Raw genomic sequence first — 16,373 nt, forward strand, 5'->3', positions numbered from 1 at the left:
TCTCAGTCATTGAACGTCGCCGCTGCCGGGGATCAGAATTTCCAGGAAACCCGCACCTGGCCGCCATAGTCCTGATAGCCGGTCGCGAACTCGCCGGTGGCGCCGAGATCCACATGAAGTTGCTCGTCGCGAACGAGTTCGAGTGCGCTACGCACCTGGAACGTGTCCGCGGCCAGCGCCTGGCCGGTTGAGGTGAAGCTGTCGCCGCCACCGACAAAACGGGCGGTAACATCGGTTCCGTCGGTCAGGAAATCGTGCGTCCAGCCGGCACTGAGGCTGGGTGTGACGGAAAACCGTTCGGACACGGCGAATTGCTTGCTGGCTTCAAGAGAGACGTTGGTCTGGAAACGGTAGGTCGTGTTGGAGTCGACATACTGCGCGAGCGCGCTGTCCGTTTCCTGATACCCGTCCTGGTAAAGGCCGGACCAGGCGATCCCGGCCTTGGGTCTGAACACGATTTCATTGCCCGTCTCCAGCACCTTGGTGACGTCGAGGCGGGCTCCGACCTGATTGGCGCTGAAATCCGCGTGCGCCGTGTCGAGCGTGGTGCCCCGGTTCGAGTCATACTGGTGCCGGACGTAAGAGACGATGGCATCCGCGATCCAGTTGTTGGCAAACTCGTACGAGCCGTAGAGGGAGGCCTGATAACTGTCCACAATGGATTTGTCGCCGTCCCGGTAATCGGCCATGTCGACATAGGTCTTGGTATAACCGCCGGCGACGCCAACGATCAGGTCCGGCATGGGAACGACATCGAAGCCGACCAGATAGCTGTGCCCGAAACTGTCATAGCCGGCATAGCCGTCTTCCATCTCCTGGGTCGTCTTGAAGCCGTAAAACTGGCCCCAGAGACTGTTTGGCCGGAGGCCGGTGGCAACACCGGCGGTCTCGCCATGGGTGGCGACGGCGACGTCCTCGTTCTCCGAGTTGCCGGTAAGGGCGTTGAAGCTCTGAGCGACACGTCGCGACGTCTCGCTCGACGCCGATTGGTATCCTGTTGCGCTGACCTGATTGACCGTAGGAGTGCCGCGCACCGCCACCAGACGATCACCGATCCGCAGGGTGTTGCGCTGAAGGCTGCGCGATGTTGCCTGTGAGAAGGCGATGCTGGCATTCGGCGAGATGCGCGAGAGTGCTGCCGCTCTCTCGCTGTCCGGCATGGCGGCCAAAGAGGTCAGAGCGTTGCCAAGGCTTGTCGATACGCTTCCACCGCCGCCGTTGAGCGTGTCCATGACCGCAGCCATTTCCTTGGAAATGCCTGGTTGCGACACGGGCTCGAAGGTTGTGGTACCGGCGACGGGAGCTACCGTGAAGCTGATCGTACCGACGCCATTGGCGAAAAAGCCAAGAGGCAGGGATACAGTGGAGCTGGAAGAATAGGTGGAGATAATAAGCGTATTGGATTGCCCAGCCGTCAGCGTGGACGTGACCTCGGGGCATCGGCCGATGCCGTAGCAAATATTGCTGCTATTGGAATCGTCATTGTAAGCGTCCGGGTTGATCAGGGCATCGATATCGAAGGACCCGTTCAGATAGACCGCCATGATGGTATCGATTGGGGCTGAACTTTGGCCGAACGTATAGCTGCCTGTCGTATCCGCCATGAAATTGATGGCGACGTAGCTGTACGTGTAGCTTCCTGGGGTGCCTGCGAGTGCCCAGCCACTGGTCATCAAAGAAAGATCGACCGATTGAACGGTCACGTCGCCAGAATTGACCGTGAAGTTGCTTGAAACGGCATGTGCAACGCTCGGGAAAGAAATTGAGGCCGCGAGAATGGTATTGGAGAGTAGTGAAAATTTACGCAACGGAAATACCCCCTGTTAAATGCCTCTGAAAAAAGAAATACTTGATAAGAATACATTGAAATCGGTTCAAGAATCTCTTCTTAGGCCCCGCGAATACTTAGGGCGCTTGCTTTCATGAAGTCAATGGAGAAACGCCTGTTGCTGCGGGCTTTTTGCGGTTTGCTCTTGTTTTTTTGTGCATCCATCGTATATCACCGATAAGATGCAGTTGCGTGTGGAGGTTTGGACGACATGAGCGGGACGGGAAAACCGCCGGCCGAGACATGCGCGGTTTCCGGTGAATGCCTGGAAAGCTGCGAGGAGCTTGCGGCGATCTTCCGGGCGCTCGGGCATCCCGCGCGTCTGGCGATCGTCAAGCAGCTCGCCTCTCGACGCGAGGCCTGCTGCGGCGAAATCGTCAATCGCCTGCCTTTGGCGCAATCCACCGTGTCCCAGCACCTTCAGGTTCTGAAGGACGCGGAAATCCTGACGTGTGACCAACGCGGGCGGAACTGCCACTACCTGTTGAACTGGGAAAAACTTGCGCGGGCGGAAACGTGTTCGCGCGAGTTCTGGGACCGGCTCAATTCCGTCCGGAGCGAGGCGGCCGGCGCGAACCGGATCAGCGTGCCGGAAACAGACTGAATAATAATGCGACCGCTTTGCGCGGCCCGGAGAACCAAGCGTGCCCCATCGATCAGCTACCCCGCCGCGCGCGCAATCGCCCGCGGCCGCCGGCAGCCAACAAACACCACCGCAATTCCGAAAGGCGGTCAGCGCCGATGAAGGCAGCACCCTGACCACCCTTGCCAATCTGTGGCCCTACATCTGGCCCTCGGACAGGCCGGATCTGAAAAAACGCGTGATATTGGCGATCATCGCCCTGGTGATCGCCAAGTTCGTGACCGTGCTGTCCCCTTACTTCTTCGCATGGTCGACCGATGCCTTGACCGGGGAAGGGGGATATCTTCCGGCTTTTATAGCCGCGCCGGTCATGCTCGTCCTGGCCTATAACGCCGCCCGCGTCCTGGCGGTCGCCTTCAACCAGTTGCGCGATGCGCTGTTTGCCCGGGTCGGGCAGCATGCCGTGCGCCAGCTCGCCAATCTGACCTTCCAGCATCTGCACCGGCTGTCCTTGCGCTTTCATCTGGCGCGCAGAACCGGCGGCCTGAGCCGGGTGATCGAACGCGGGGTGAAGGGGATCGAGGCCATCGTCCGCTTCACGATCCTGAACGGCATTCCGACCATCCTGGAATTCGCCATCATGGCGGCGGTGATCTGGTACCAGTTCGGGTTCTGGTACGTCGTGATCGTCGCCGTGATGATCGCGGCCTATGTCTGGTTCACGATCAAGACCTCGAACTGGCGGATCGACATCCGCCGTGAAATGAACGACAGCGATACCGAGGCCAATTCGAAGGCCATCGACAGTCTTTTGAACTTCGAAACCGTCAAGTATTTCGGCAACGAAAAGATGGAATCCGATCGCTTCGATGTCTCCATGGCCAAGTACGAATCCGCCGCGACCAGGACATGGACGTCGCTTGCCTGGCTCAATCTCGGCCAGGCGGTCATTCTCGGGTTCGGCATGGCCGCCTGCATGGCGCTGTCCGCCCGTGCCGTCCTTGCGGGTGAGCAGAACATCGGCGATTTCGTCCTGATCAACGCGCTCCTGATGCAGATTTCCATTCCGCTGAACTTCATCGGCTTTCTCTATCGGGAAATCCGCCAGGGCCTCGCCGACATAGAGGCCATGTTCGATCTTTTGCTGGTGCCGGCGGAGATCGAGGACCGGCCCGACGCGAAACCGTTCCACGCGGTGGAGGGCAAGATCGCCTTCAAGGACGTGCACTTCCACTACGACCCGGACAGGCCGATCCTGAAGGGCATCGATTTCGAGGTGCCCGCAGGCAGGACGATTGCGATCGTCGGGCCGTCAGGCGCGGGCAAGTCGACGATTTCCCGGCTGCTGTTCCGTTTTTACGACGTGACCGGAGGGGCGGTCGAGATCGACGGCCAGGATGTGCGCGGGGCGACCCAGGAGAGCGTGCGCCACGCCATCGGCATGGTTCCCCAGGATACCGTGCTCTTCAACGACACCATTGCCTACAACATCCGCTACGGACGCCCGGACGCGACTGACGAAGAGGTGAGGGAAGCGGCCCGCATGGCGCAGATCGACCACTTCATCGAAAGGCTGCCCCAGGGCTACGCAACGGAAGTGGGCGAGCGCGGGCTGAAACTGTCGGGTGGTGAAAAACAGCGCGTGGCGATTGCCCGCACGATTCTTAAGGCGCCGCCGATCCTGATCCTGGACGAGGCCACCTCCGCGCTCGACACGCACACGGAGCGGGAAATCCAGTCGGCCCTCGACCAGGTGTCGAGGAACCGCACCACACTGGTCATCGCCCACCGTCTGTCGACGGTGGTCAACGCGGACCAGATCATCGTGCTGGAAGCCGGCAGGATCGTCGAACGGGGAACGCATTCTGAGCTTCTGGAGGGCGGTGGGCTCTATGCCTCCATGTGGGCCCGCCAGCGCGAGGCGGACGAGGCAGAAGAGCGTTTGCGCGCCGCCCGGGAAGCCGACGAACTCGGTGTCGTCGTGCGCGGCCAGCCGGCGGATTACGTGCCGCCGAAATAGGGGCGGCGTCCCGGCGCAAGGCCGGGACTGATGCGGCTCCCCTTACGCAGCGTGCTTGGAAGGCGCGCTTCGGTCGTTGGCACAGACCGGTTCGGGTGCCTGGGGGGCGGCTTTCGTTTTGCGTGGTCGTGCACCGAAAACCAGCAACGTTGAAAATGCTTTGATCAGCGCCCGCAATTCCGCGTGCCGGGCGGCGCGTGCACGCCGTTCGTAATCGTCGCCTGTGTGCGTCATCGTGACCTCCTGAGTTGACTGGAGGATCTATCCCACATTTCATTTTTTCGAAGAATTAGGCTACGCTTGAACAGATCTTTCGAAAGTTTGGCATAATGCGTCTGGATGACCTCAAATTCTTCAAACGGGTGGCGGAGCTTGGCAGCCTGTCGGCGGCCGGCCGGGAATTCGGCCTGTCTCCGTCCGCTTCCAGCAGCCGGCTGACCAACCTGGAAAAGGAACTGGGCACCCAGCTCGTCTCGCGCACGACGCGGCGCACGGCGCTTACGGAAGCCGGGCAGCTCTACCTGCGCCACGCGGCGATCGCGTTGAGCGAATTGCAGCGGGCACAGGAACTGATCGAGGCCGCGGAGGACAAACCGCGCGGAACCTTGCGGATCTCCACCAATGTCTTTTTCGGCCGGAAGCATGTCCTGCCGCATCTGGCGGAGTACCGGGAACTCTACCCGGAACTCAAGATCGAGGTCGACATGACCGACCGCATGGTCAACCTCGTGGAAGAGGGCTACGACATCGGAATCCGAGGCGGGCCCTTGCCGGATTCGAGCCTGATCGCCCGCAAGCTCGGAGGCAATCCCAGGGTTTTGTGCGCCAGCCCGTCCTATCTGGTGAAAAAAGGGACGCCCCAAACCCCCGAAGACCTGAGAAATCACGACTGCATCGGCTACGATCCGATGCCGGTCTGGTATTTCAGCGGCCCCGACGGGGAAATCGCCTGGCATATCGAGGATCCGGTGGTCTCCGGCGACAACGGCGATTTCGCCTACGACGCCGCGCTCTACGGTCTCGGCCTGACGGTGAAATCCCTGGCGCATGTGTGGGAAGATCTCAGGGATGGGCGGCTGGTCGCGGTTCTGGAAGACTATCCCATCGCGCGTACCGGCAACATATATGCCGTCTATCCACCCAGCCGGTACACACCGCCCAAGGTGACGACCTTCATCGACTTCCTGATCTCGAAAATCGGCCGGCCCGCCTACTGGGAAAGCGACTATCGCCAGGCCGTCACGAAGGTTCCCGCGCAGTGACGTGCAAGACGTTCCAAAGCGCGCGCTCATTGTCCAGCCGCTGTTGCGGGCTCAAGGTGCGGCGTGCGTTCAAATAGAGCTCGGCCTGGCCGATCTCCTCGGCGAGCTTCGGATCGCTCTCGGCGGTTTCCATCCACTTCTCTACGAGCCTTGCGCTGGTTACCGCCTTGCCGAAGCCGTCCAGGCTCAGTCTGTTCAGTGCCTCGCAGGCCGCCCGTTGGTCTTCTTCCGGCACATCGTCGTTCAGTACGAAATAGACAGGTGCCTCCACGATCAGGTCGTTCTTGAGCGCCTTCGCAATACCGTACCAGGCGGCGCGGGTATCGGTTTTCAGAAGCCAGGCCGCGACGGAGGCCGGTTCGACCCGCAGCACCAGGAGCGCTTGCACGATCAGGTCCGGAACGTCGCTTTGAAGGATCCAGGAACTGTGCTTGTCGGTCGGTCCTTCCAGCGGGCCCGTATGGCCCTCCGCGAACCAGCTTGTGGCGACCCGGCAAAAGAGGTCCCGTAAAACGGACTGCTCATGCTTCGGCCAGGAAAGAATGCCCAGACGCAAAAGGTAGTCGGAAAAACCGGAGTAGAACCTGAGATCGAAAAAGGAGAGTTCCAGGCCGCGCGGCAGGAAGTGCAGAAACGTATCGCTCCCTCCCGAACACAGCGGATGCTCGAAATAGATCATGTCGAAGGTTTCCGCAGCGGCGGTCCGGACGTCTTGTCCGCGCGCCGCGTTTTCCTGCTCCGGTGTGAAACACTGCTCGCACCAGCCGGAACCGAAAGGATACTGCGAAAAAGCGTCGTAGATCTGCTCAAGGCAGGTCTGGCCGTCCGGTGGAGACGGATTGAAAGGGTGAAACAGGGGAGCTTCTGAAGAACCGGTGTCCTTTTTCATGGTCCGTACCGTAGTCGAGGTCCGCCAGGCAGTCCGTGCCAGGGGTCACACTTGGATGTTTCCCTGTCAGGCCCACCGTATCGCAAAGAGTATCTTGCTGCCGGACCCCGGTGTTGCTCCGGCTTAGCTGTTGAGAGTAGGGCGAAAAGACCGGCTTTGTCTCAAAACCGGTTCTCATCGGCTCCAAAAGCCTCTAGAAGCGTGATCGAGGAAGCGCAACTGGTGCATATCGGTCTCAGGGTCGTCCTGCCGTTAAAAACACAGCGCCGGTTCAAAGAGCGGTTGATTAAATGTCGATAGTCGATTCCGTCACCAAGGCCATGGTTCCCGTCCACCGGGAGGGGTGGCCCTTCATCGCGATTGCCCTCGTGGCGACACTGGTTGTCGGCTGGTTCATCGATCCACTGTTCTGGATCGGGCTCTTCCTTACCGGCTGGATCTGCTATTTCTTCCGCGATCCCAAGCGGGTGACACCGGTCGGCGACGGGCTTGTGATCTCGCCGGCGGACGGCATTGTCAGTCAGGTCGGACCGGCGCGCCCACCGGCCGAGCTGGAACTCGGAGACGAACCGCTGATGCGGGTATCGATCTTCATGAACGTGTTCAATTGCCACGTGAACCGGGCGCCCGTCAGCGGCAAGGTCCTGCGGGTTGCCTATCGGGCCGGCAAGTTTCTGAATGCGGAGCTGGACAAGGCGAGCGACGACAACGAGCGCAACGGGCTGGTGATCGACACGGGCGAAACGCGGGTCGGCGTCGTGCAGATCGCCGGGCTCGTGGCGAGGCGGATCGTCTGTTTCGTGCGCGAGGGCGAAACCGTCCCGGCGGGTGAGCGTTTCGGGCTGATCCGGTTCGGCTCGCGTCTTGACGTTTATCTGCCCGCGGAGACGGCTTCCAAGGTCGCAATCGGACAGACCATGATCGCAGGCGAAACCGTGCTGGCCGATCTGAAAGCGCCGAAGGCCGCCGCGCACCCTGTGACCCGTGTAAGCTGAGGCCTCCGTGACCCGGATTGTGCGGAAAAACGTGGAGGACACAAAGCGGCCGCCAAGGTTCCGCAAGGTGCCGCTGCGCCTTATCGTGCCCAACATGGTGACGCTGCTGGCGCTCTGTTCCGGACTGACGGCCGTTCGCATGGCGTTCGAGGCACGCTGGGAGTTCGCCGTCGGGGCGATTCTGATCGCTGCGGTGCTGGATGGGCTCGACGGCCGTGTCGCCCGCCTGATGAAAGGCACCTCGCGCTTCGGCGCGGAACTGGATTCCCTTTCCGATTTCGTCAATTTCGGCGTGGCGCCGGCGCTGATGCTCTATCTCTGGATCCTGCACGGCGCCGGAAACCTCGGCTGGATCGCGGGTCTCGTGTTCGCTATTTCCGCGGCTCTCCGCCTGGCGCGCTTCAATGTCGCCCTGGACGATCCCGACAAACCCGCATGGGCGTCCAGGTTCTTTACCGGTGTGCCGGCCCCCGCCGGCGCGCTGGTGGTCCTGCTGCCGCTTTATCTGGATTTTCTGGGCCTCTTCCCGCACTGGTTCGCCGATGCGGCTTTCGTCGCTGCCTACACGGTCGCAATCGGCTTTCTCCTGATCAGCCGGCTGCCGACCTTTTCCGGCAAGACGCTGGGCACCCGGGTCCGCCGGGACTACGTGCTGCCGCTGTTCGTCGTCGCGGTTCTGATCGTCGCCCTGACCGTGAGCTATCCGTTCCGCATGCTCGCGGGAGGCACGGTCCTCTACCTGCTGACGATCCCGTTCTCCTGGCGCGCGCACCGCAAGCTGGTGCTCTCCGATGCCTCGCTCGGGCTGGACGACGACGGCGACGACTGCGACATCGACCTCGACAAGCTCGCCGACCGGGACAAGGATCACGGCGGTTAGGTACCGCCTCGGATTGCCGACACACCCAAAAAGAGTCATTCCGGACAGCGTGTCGCGAAGCGGCATCGCGTGAGCCGGAAACCAGCTGACAGCGCGAGCCTGGGCGAGTTCATTTTTTCAAATTTATCTCATGTAATTTTATTATTGAGCGCCTGCGGCGCAAAAGATGTCTAGATTCCGGATCTGCGCGCAGCTTTGCTGCACTTGTCCGGAATGACGGCCCTGCGGTTTTTAGGCAATCTGCGGCGGTTAAAGCCCGTGTGCTGGGGCCGGCTCGCTAATCGGGTTTCCCCAAGTTGTTTTCCGGTTCAAGGAGGTCTTCTCAATCATCTGAGGAGCCCGACATGTTGACTGAAAAGACGATCTTGATCACAGGTGCGAGCAGCGGGATCGGTGCCAGCGCTGCCAAGTTGTGCGCGGCCGCCGGCGCAAATCTTTTGCTGGCGGCGAGGCGCCTGGAGAAACTGGAAGAGGTCAAGGCGGGTCTGCCGGACGCTTCCGCCAGGATCTCGCTGTTTCAGGGAGATGTGTCCGATCCGGATTTCTCGGAAGCCGCCGTCAGCGCGGCTCTGGAACGCTTCGGACGCCTGGACGGGGCGTTCAACAATGCCGGGATACTCGGTGAAATGGGGCCGGTTCCTGCAATGAGCCTTGATAACTGGAACGCGGTTGTGGCCACAAACCTGACCAGCGCTTTTCTTGCCGCCAGGTATCAGGTGCCGGCCTTGAAGGCGTCGGGCGGCGGCTCGATCGTGTTCACGTCATCCTTTGTCGGCCACACCATCGGCCTTCCGGGCATGGCGGCCTACGCGGCCTCCAAGGCCGGTCTGATCGGGCTTGCCCAGGTTCTTGCCGTGGAACACGGACCGGACCGGATCCGGGTCAATGCGCTGTTGCCGGGTGGGACGAAAACCGAAATGGCCGGGGACGATGCCGCGTTTCACCAGTATGTCGCGGGGTTGCACGCACTGAAACGCATGGCGGAACCCGAGGAGATTGCCCGGGCCGCTCTGTTTCTCCTGTCCGATGCCGGGTCCTTTGTCACCGGCTCGGCCATGCTCTGCGACGGCGGGAATTCAATCGCCAAGGCATAGAAAGTTTGCCGCGAATTGGCTTGCGTTGCTGTATTGCCGGGGCGATAGAGGAAAGGCTGAAACGAATGGAGGGTCTCCAATGCCTGTTGATATGGACCTGCGCCCAAGCGTGGCTGAGGATCTTCCGTCCCTGGAAAAACTCTATGCGGCCGCATTCCCGGAAGAGGATCTCGTTCCGCTCCTCAGGCATCTGCTGGAGGAGACGGACGGGGTTCTTTCCCTTGTCGCCGTTTCGAAAAACGAGCCTGTCGGCCATGTGATCTTCACGAAATGCGCGGTTGAGCCGGGTAGGACCACGGTCGCGCTCCTCGGCCCGCTTTGCGCGGCGCCTGCTTTCCAGAAGCAGGGTGTCGGCAGCCGCCTGGTACGCGCTGGCCTTGAAGCGGTCAGGGCTTGGGAGGCCGCGCAGGTTCTGGTGCTGGGCGACCCGAAGTATTACGGCCGTTTCGGCTTTCTCCCCGGCAGCAGGATCACACCGCCATATGACCTTCCGAAGGAATGGGCCGCGGCATGGCAATATCTCGAGCTTGCTTCCGGGACCGCGCAGGAGAGCGGCACCTTGCGGGTTCCGTCTCCCTGGCAGGACCGTGCCCTCTGGTCCGCTTAGGTCAGGGCCTCTTCCAGACGAATTTCTGTTCCGTGACCGCCTTGCCCCATTGATCGCCGATATATTCATCGACGAGTTGGAAGCCGTTTCTTTCGTAAAGTGCCCGGGCTGCGTCGAGGCCTTTCAGGGTCCAAAGGTGGATCTCGTCGAACCCGTGGTTGTCGCAGTGCTCAAGAGCCTTGGAAATCAGTTTTTTTCCAAGGCCTTTGCCGCGTAACTTCTCAGACAGGATGAACCAGCGCAGGTGCGCCAGTCCGTTACCGAGATCTTCCCCGTCAATGCTGATTGAGCCGATCACGGCGCCGTTTTCCACGACACTCCAGCTGTTGTTGACCGGGTTGGCAATGCGCTGCATGAATTCGGCCATGGCTTTCGAAACGACGCTTTCGAAAGCCGGGCCCATTCCGACGATGACCCCGTGGGTACGGGCATGCATGGCCGCGACGTCACCGATCATGCCGGTCTGATATCCTTCGACAATGTCGAAGACCGGGGCCTGCTGCGCGGCCTTCTCCGCAGGGGAGGCGAGCGCTCGTGCGTAAGCCGTCAGCGATTCCGCGATGACCCGCGCATTGCCGCCCTGGATATTGGTCAACGCGCGCATGGCCTGGTCGTTGCCGAAACCGTCTATTTTTTCGAATGTTTTCCAGCCCGAGCCCGTCAGCTGAAGGCCGAACATGCGTGCATCGGTTTCCGAACGTGTCTGGGTGATCTCCCCGCGCACCTGGAGCGATTTGAGCAGGCGGCTGACCGTCGACTTTTCGAGTTTCAGCTTTGCCGCAAGCTCCTTTGCCGTCACTCCGGGGGTCAGGCCGATTTCCAGGACGGCATGTGCGGCTGACGCGGACAGGTCCGTGCCGGCGATGGTCTTGTCGAGAAAACCGAATTCGCGCACCATTTGCCGGGAGGCGGCGCGAACGTCGGCGATGAGATCGGAAGAGGGAACGGTCATGGTAAGGCCTATGTAGTTGTATAAAGCAACTATATGAGCGGCGGATCGTCCTCACAAGGGGGGAAACGCCGGAAAACCGGTCTGCGGTTTCCCGGCTGTTCCATGCCTCCCCCGGCTCAAGCCGGATTACGGTCCCGCTGTGCTCCGGATGTCCGGAGCACGTGCCAGTTCATCGATGCAAGATTACTCCGCGGCGTGCGGCAGGTCCTTGGGTTGGGGCACGTCCGGTGCCTTCGGCTTGGGCATGGCAACCACCTGAGCGGCGGGCCGCTGAGCCTCCTGGTCGACATCTTCCGGTGCCGGTTCTTCCGTCCGCGCCGGTTTCCGGTTCCTGTACCGCTCCACCAGACGGTTGAAGGATCCCATCCACACGCTCGGCAGCGCGATCATGACCGGGATCATCAACAGGGTCAGGATCGTCGAGAAGGCGAGGCCCGAGATCACCGCCGTCGCCAGCTGCACCCACCAGACCGCCGTGATGCCACCGTAGCTGATCACCTGATTGAAGAAATCGAAATTGATCATGGTGGCCATCGGTATCAGGCCGGCGATGGTTGTGATCGTGGTCAGGAGGATCGGGCGGATACGCTGCGCGGACGTCTTCAGGATGGCGTCCAGCGGCGGCAGCCCGTCGTGCAGGAACCGGTTATAGGTATCGATCAGAACGATGGCGTTGTTCACCACGATCCCGGCAAGCGCCACCACCCCCGTTCCCGTCATGATGATCGAAAACGGCTGCTGGGTGATCAGCATGCCGAGAAGCACGCCGAAGACGGACAGCACCACCGTCGAGAGCGTCAGGAACGTCTGATAGAACGAGTTGAACTGGGTCAGCAGGATCAGGAACATCAGGAACAGCGACGCAATCATCGCCTTCATGAGAAACTCCTGGGATTCCTGCTGGTCCTCGTCGGCGCCGCGGAACTTCAGGAATACGTTGGAAGGCCATTCCTGGCTGTCCAGCCACGTCTGAAGGGCTGCGACCTGTTCCACCGGCGTCGAACCGGACGCGGGGTTGACGGTTGCCTTGACCATCATGGAATAGAGCCCGTCGCGGCGCGTGATCTCGGAGACTTTCGGTGCCGGTTCGCGGCTGACGAAATTGGCCAGGGGAACGAGCCCGAGGTCGGTCTGCAGGCGCAACTGGTCGAACCGGTCGATGGTGCGTTCCGCTTCCGGCAGCCGGACCCGGATATCGACCTCGTCCTCGCTGTCACCAGGCCGGTAGGTCCCGATCAGGACACCGTTGGTGACGAGCTGGACCATGTTGCCGACGGAGGCGATGCCTGCCTGGTAGCGGCCTGCCTGTTCCCGGTCGATGGAGATCTGCCATTCGATGCCGGGCAGCGGCCGGTCGTCTTCCTGGTCGATCAGGTTCTCGTCATTGTCGATATGATCCCGGATCCGCGCGACAGCGGCAACCATGGCGTCATAGTCGGTCGACTTGACCTCGAGTTGCACGTCCTTGCCGGTCGGCGGTCCGCCCTCGATCTTGCGGGTTTCCACCTTGATGCCCGGAATATCGGACGTCGCCTCGCGGATATCGGCGAAGATCTCCTTGGCGACCCGCCTGCAGCAGAAATCGGCGAACTCGATATTGATCTCGCCCATGACGTCGGCCGGCTTGTCCTGCACGCCTCCCGTGCCGGTGTCTCCGGAGGAGCCGCCCGGCGTGAAGGCGTTGGTGATGACATTGTCGATGCCGCGGATCTTCATGATCTCGTTCTCGACCTTGACCACCAGATCCCGCGCTTCGGCGGAGGACATGTTTCCCCGGCCGGAGACCAGAACGACGGCCTGTTCCGGTTCTTCTTCGATGAAGAACTCGACACCGGTCGGATTGGCGCTGAAGGCGCTGACAATCGCAAAGCAGCTCCCGATCAGCAGCACGATGGCGGCGATGTTTCCGATCGGATTACCGGCGAACAGTTTCAGGCGACGCAAGTAGAAGCCTGTAACACCTGGAACCTTTTCAACTTCAAAAGCGTTTGCTTTGGCTTTTTGGCCAGCATCCGGGGCCAGCTTGAAGAGCTTCCGGAAAAAGACAGCGATCTTACGTCCGGTCCATGCGAGGAGGCGGTCGATGATAGACGCTACTGGCTTGAGAAGAACATGTGCGCAAATCATTGTGCCAATTGCCAGAACAAAAAGCAGAGAGACGTAAATAACGGTTGTCAATAACTCTGGTAGTGGTGACCCAATCAGCCCCGCGAAAAACGTGAATGGCATCATGAGAACTGCTACGAGAAATAAAAACCAGTCCGGAGAAGTTGAATAAACCAGTACGCCAATCCAAATCCCGAGCGCAAGAGAAACAACTTCACTCAAAAAAACGAGGAAGGTCGGAGATTTGAAGTATTTCGCTGTGCTTTCTGTTGTTTCTTCTGCATCCTTCTGCATCCCCGAGAGCATCGCCGCTTCCGCCCGGTCCATCTCAGCTCTCTTTTCCGCCCGCGCCTGCGACCAGCGAACGAAGGGCCTCAGTACCTTGTAGGACAGGAGGCCTACGGCAACGAAAGCGACGACGGCCAGCAGGATAGTCACGAGAGAAATCGCGGCCTCCGGCAGCAATCCGGAGAGGACAAGCGGAACGAACGGTCCCGTCTCGACCGCTACGGAGGAGACAAGCGCGAGCGTTCCCGCCAACAGCAGTGTGGCGTGCCGGCTGATCCAGTGCGACACCTGCGCGAAGATCCCGCCCGTGACCGGCAGGAAGATCATCGCCGTGAAGAGCGAGGCCGTCAGGACGATGATCACCATGATCGGCAGGTAGCTCATAAACTCGCCCGCCACGCCGGGCCACAGAAGCATCGGCAGAAAGGCCACCAGGGTCGTTGCCGTGGAGGAGACGATCGGCCAGAACATCAGCTTCGCCGCTCGGATATAGGCCTCCCGGTCCTCCATGCCCTCGTGGATTTTGCGGTCCGCGTACTCGGTCATGACAATTGCGCCGTCGACGAGCAGTCCGACGGTCAGAACGAGGCCGAACATGACCATGTTGTTGACCGTGTAGCCGACGCCGCCGAGAATCAGGAAGCCGACCATGAACGAGGTCGGGATCGCCAGGCCGACGAGCAGCGCGGAGCGAAGACCGAGGGCCGCGAGCACCAGGATCATCACCAGGAAGATCGCCGTCAGGATCGAGGATTGCAACGAGCCCAGAACCTCGAAAATGTTCGAGGACTGGTCCAGCATCAGGTCCACATGGATCGTGTCCGGCCAGTCCTTGGAGGCTTCCTCCACCACCTTGCGGACGGCGGCGTTGTTCTCGATGATGTTGGTGCCGATACGCTTGACCACCTTCAGCGATATGGCGGGGCTGCCGTTGACGCGCGTATAGCCGCTGGCGTCCTTGAAGGTTCGGCGGATTTCCGCGACATCCGCAAGGGTCACGACCCCTTCGCCGCTCTGCTTCAGAGGCAGCGAGTAGACGTCCTTTGCCGTCTCGACGAGGCCGGGCACCTTGACGTTGAAGCGGCCCTTGCCGCTGTCGATGAAGCCGGCCGGGACGAGCTGGTTGTTCTGCGTCAGCGCGGTGAGGAGTTCCTGCTGGGTGATCGAATAGGATTCCAGCTTCTGCGCGTCGATCAGGACTTCGAGCAACTCCTCCCTGTGGCCCGTTAGGTCGGCGGATCGCACCGTGTCGATCGCCTCGACCTCGTCCTTCAGGCGTCGCGCATGCTGATAGAGCGTGCGTTCGGGAACATTGCCGGACAGCGCGATGACCATGGTCGGCTCGAGGGCGAAGTTGATCTCGTGGATCGTCGGCTCCTCGGCTTCTTCGGGCAGATTGGCCTTCGCCTGGTCCACCTTGTCGCGCACGTCGGCAAGCGCTTCGTCCTTGTTGAACGAAATATCGAATTCCAGAACGATACTTGCGTGACTTTCCGCCGCGACCGCGGTCAGTTCCTTCAGTCCGTCGAGACCGCGCAGCTCGGTCTCCATAGGTCGAACCAGAAGCCGCTCGGCGTCTTCCGGCGAAATGCCTTGCTGGGTAATCGAGATGTAAAAGATCGGCAGATCGATGTCCGGGCTGGCTTCCTTCGGAATCGAGATATAGGTCACCACCCCGGCGGCAAGCAGCGCCAGCATCATGACGAAAACCGTCTTGGGACGCCGGAGGACGCCTTCGAGCATATCGATCATTGGCTCACCTCTGCCGTCTCCGTTTCAAAGACCGGTTCCACGACTTCGCCGTCGGCGACATATTCCTGTCCGACGGTGATTGCGACGACTTCCTCCGGAAGCCCGCCGATCCACATGCCGTCTTCTTCGCCGCCCAGGACCTTGACCGGATGGAAAACGGTCTTGTTGTTTTCGTCGACGGCGCGGATCCCCACCTGGCCCACATCGTTCAAAGTCAGGATGGCCGGGGTGATCTTGTGGGCCTTCTGGGCGGGCAGGGTCAGCCGTGTGACCGCCGTTACGCCGTCACGGGCCTTGCCGTCCGGGTTGGGCATTTCCACCTCGATGCGGAATGTGCGGGTATCCGGGTCGGCCGACGGAGAAATGTAGCGCACCTTGCCGTCGAGCGTTTCCCCGGTCACAAGCCGGACCTCCGCAGGCATATCCAGCGAAATCTGGTTGATGCTGAGCTCGGAAACCTGGCCGATCGCGATCATCGGGTCGGAATTCACCACGGTGGCGCAGGTGCCTCCGGTCTCGATCCGGGTTCCGATATCCGCCATCGGGCTCTCGATGACTCCACCGATCGGTGCCTTGATGACCGTGCGCTGCAATTCGCGCTCAGCCTCTTCCAGCCGAGCCTTCGCGGCGTCAAGCTGGGCTTGCGCGGCGGCAACGCTTGTTTGTGCGGTAAAGCCCTTGGTGCTCAACTTTGTGGCGGCGGAGTGATCGAGTTCGGCCTGGGCGAGGGTCGCCTTGGCCTCCAGAACGCTTGCTTCGCGGGTTCCCTTGTCCAGAATGCAAAGGACGTCGCCTGCCTTGACATGGGCGCCTTCGCGCGCCGGACGCTCGACGATATTGTCGGATGTGGCCGAACGGACCTCGACCTTCGCTTCCGCCTCGGTGCGTCCACGCACTTCCAGAACGGCATTGCGGTCCTGTGCGACCAGCCGCTGAACCTGAACACGAAAAACGTCGCTGGTTTGCTGGCTGACCCGTTCCGCGGGAGAGGGCGCGGCGTCGTCACCGTCGCCGACCCCGCCGATCACCGTCGTACCGCCATACATCCACGCGCCAATGCCGGCTGCGAGCCCGGCGGCCAGAATGTAGGAAAACTTCACGCGCATCTTGAAACTCC

Annotated in this window: 12 protein-coding genes; 7 read left to right on the forward strand and 5 right to left on the reverse strand. The window is 61.0% G+C overall.

Annotation, left to right across the window (positions count from 1 at the left end; translation table 11 throughout):
* Window positions 1–32: 32 nt before the first annotated feature.
* Window positions 33–1,673 (reverse strand): autotransporter outer membrane beta-barrel domain-containing protein, encoded by a 1,641-nt coding sequence (locus JF539_RS06390; RefSeq protein ID WP_207139485.1) that lies wholly within the window; start codon window positions 1,671–1,673, stop codon window positions 33–35.
* A gap of 366 nt (window positions 1,674–2,039) precedes the next feature.
* On the opposite strand from JF539_RS06390, the gene JF539_RS06395 reads away from it, so the two are divergent.
* The 3 genes from JF539_RS06395 to JF539_RS06405 all read left to right on the forward strand — a co-directional run bounded on the left by JF539_RS06395 (window position 2,040) and on the right by JF539_RS06405 (window position 5,693).
* Window positions 2,040–2,432, forward strand: a complete 393-nt coding sequence (locus JF539_RS06395) for an ArsR/SmtB family transcription factor (RefSeq protein WP_207139486.1) — start codon at window positions 2,040–2,042, stop codon at window positions 2,430–2,432.
* 151 nt (window positions 2,433–2,583) lie between these two features.
* Complete coding sequence (locus tag JF539_RS06400; protein WP_209017191.1) at window positions 2,584–4,431, forward strand: ABCB family ABC transporter ATP-binding protein/permease; 1,848 nt, start codon at window positions 2,584–2,586, stop codon at window positions 4,429–4,431.
* A 329-nt stretch (window positions 4,432–4,760) separates the two neighbouring features.
* Window positions 4,761–5,693 (forward strand): LysR family transcriptional regulator, encoded by a 933-nt coding sequence (locus JF539_RS06405; RefSeq protein WP_207139488.1) that lies wholly within the window; start codon window positions 4,761–4,763, stop codon window positions 5,691–5,693.
* Here the strand turns inward: JF539_RS06405 and JF539_RS06410 are convergent.
* Window positions 5,671–6,582, reverse strand: coding sequence for a hypothetical protein (locus JF539_RS06410; RefSeq protein WP_207139489.1), 912 nt, complete (start codon window positions 6,580–6,582; stop codon window positions 5,671–5,673). The genes JF539_RS06405 and JF539_RS06410 overlap by 23 nt on opposite strands.
* A 290-nt stretch (window positions 6,583–6,872) precedes the next feature.
* Between JF539_RS06410 and JF539_RS06415 the strand changes: the two genes are divergently transcribed.
* The 4 genes from JF539_RS06415 (at window position 6,873) to JF539_RS06430 (ending at window position 10,158) form a co-directional block, all read left to right on the forward strand.
* The gene (locus tag JF539_RS06415) at window positions 6,873–7,577 is read left to right on the forward strand and encodes a phosphatidylserine decarboxylase (RefSeq protein WP_207139490.1); all 705 of its coding nucleotides are present in this window, start codon (window positions 6,873–6,875) and stop codon (window positions 7,575–7,577) included.
* Window positions 7,578–7,644: 67 nt separating this feature from the next.
* Entirely contained in the window at window positions 7,645–8,457 is an 813-nt protein-coding gene (locus JF539_RS06420; protein WP_419247677.1) for a CDP-alcohol phosphatidyltransferase family protein, read from the forward strand.
* Between the two features lie 344 nt (window positions 8,458–8,801).
* Window positions 8,802–9,551, forward strand: a complete 750-nt coding sequence (locus tag JF539_RS06425) for an SDR family oxidoreductase (RefSeq protein ID WP_207139491.1) — start codon at window positions 8,802–8,804, stop codon at window positions 9,549–9,551.
* A 79-nt stretch (window positions 9,552–9,630) separates the two neighbouring features.
* A complete protein-coding gene (locus JF539_RS06430) occupies window positions 9,631–10,158 on the forward strand; it encodes a GNAT family N-acetyltransferase (RefSeq protein ID WP_207139492.1) in 528 nt (175 codons plus the stop codon).
* Between the two features lies 1 nt (window position 10,159).
* Here the strand turns inward: JF539_RS06430 and JF539_RS06435 are convergent, their stop codons facing one another.
* From JF539_RS06435 to JF539_RS06445, 3 genes are all read right to left on the reverse strand, one after another.
* Window positions 10,160–11,110, reverse strand: coding sequence for a helix-turn-helix domain-containing GNAT family N-acetyltransferase (locus tag JF539_RS06435; RefSeq protein ID WP_207139493.1), 951 nt, complete (start codon window positions 11,108–11,110; stop codon window positions 10,160–10,162).
* A gap of 183 nt (window positions 11,111–11,293) precedes the next feature.
* Entirely contained in the window at window positions 11,294–15,256 is a 3,963-nt protein-coding gene (locus JF539_RS27615) for an efflux RND transporter permease subunit (RefSeq protein ID WP_207139494.1), read from the reverse strand.
* Window positions 15,253–16,362: an efflux RND transporter periplasmic adaptor subunit gene (locus JF539_RS06445; protein ID WP_207139495.1), complete on the reverse strand. Its 1,110-nt coding sequence runs from the start codon at window positions 16,360–16,362 to the stop codon at window positions 15,253–15,255. The genes JF539_RS27615 and JF539_RS06445 overlap by 4 nt, the downstream gene beginning before the upstream one ends.
* Window positions 16,363–16,373 lie beyond the last annotated feature (11 nt).

Source organism: Roseibium aggregatum, assembly GCF_017309185.1.
GTDB lineage: Bacteria > Pseudomonadota > Alphaproteobacteria > Rhizobiales > Stappiaceae > Roseibium > Roseibium aggregatum_B.

Bases quoted from the DNA above. Each gene is read 5' to 3' on its own strand.
- JF539_RS06405 (WP_207139488.1), top strand. From the start codon at position 4,761: ATGCGTCTGGATGACCTCAAATTCTTCAAACGGGTGGCGGAGCTTGGC.
- JF539_RS06425 (WP_207139491.1), top strand. From the start codon at position 8,802: ATGTTGACTGAAAAGACGATCTTGATCACAGGTGCGAGCAGCGGGATC.
- JF539_RS06435 (WP_207139493.1), bottom strand. From the start codon at position 11,110: ATGACCGTTCCCTCTTCCGATCTCATCGCCGACGTTCGCGCCGCCTCC.
- JF539_RS06430 (WP_207139492.1), top strand. From the start codon at position 9,631: ATGCCTGTTGATATGGACCTGCGCCCAAGCGTGGCTGAGGATCTTCCG.
- JF539_RS06395 (WP_207139486.1), top strand. From the start codon at position 2,040: ATGAGCGGGACGGGAAAACCGCCGGCCGAGACATGCGCGGTTTCCGGT.
- JF539_RS06410 (WP_207139489.1), bottom strand. From the start codon at position 6,582: ATGAAAAAGGACACCGGTTCTTCAGAAGCTCCCCTGTTTCACCCTTTC.
- JF539_RS06445 (WP_207139495.1), bottom strand. From the start codon at position 16,362: ATGCGCGTGAAGTTTTCCTACATTCTGGCCGCCGGGCTCGCAGCCGGC.
- JF539_RS06415 (WP_207139490.1), top strand. From the start codon at position 6,873: ATGTCGATAGTCGATTCCGTCACCAAGGCCATGGTTCCCGTCCACCGG.
- JF539_RS06390 (WP_207139485.1), bottom strand. From the start codon at position 1,673: ATGACCAGTGGCTGGGCACTCGCAGGCACCCCAGGAAGCTACACGTAC.
- JF539_RS27615 (WP_207139494.1), bottom strand. From the start codon at position 15,256: ATGATCGATATGCTCGAAGGCGTCCTCCGGCGTCCCAAGACGGTTTTC.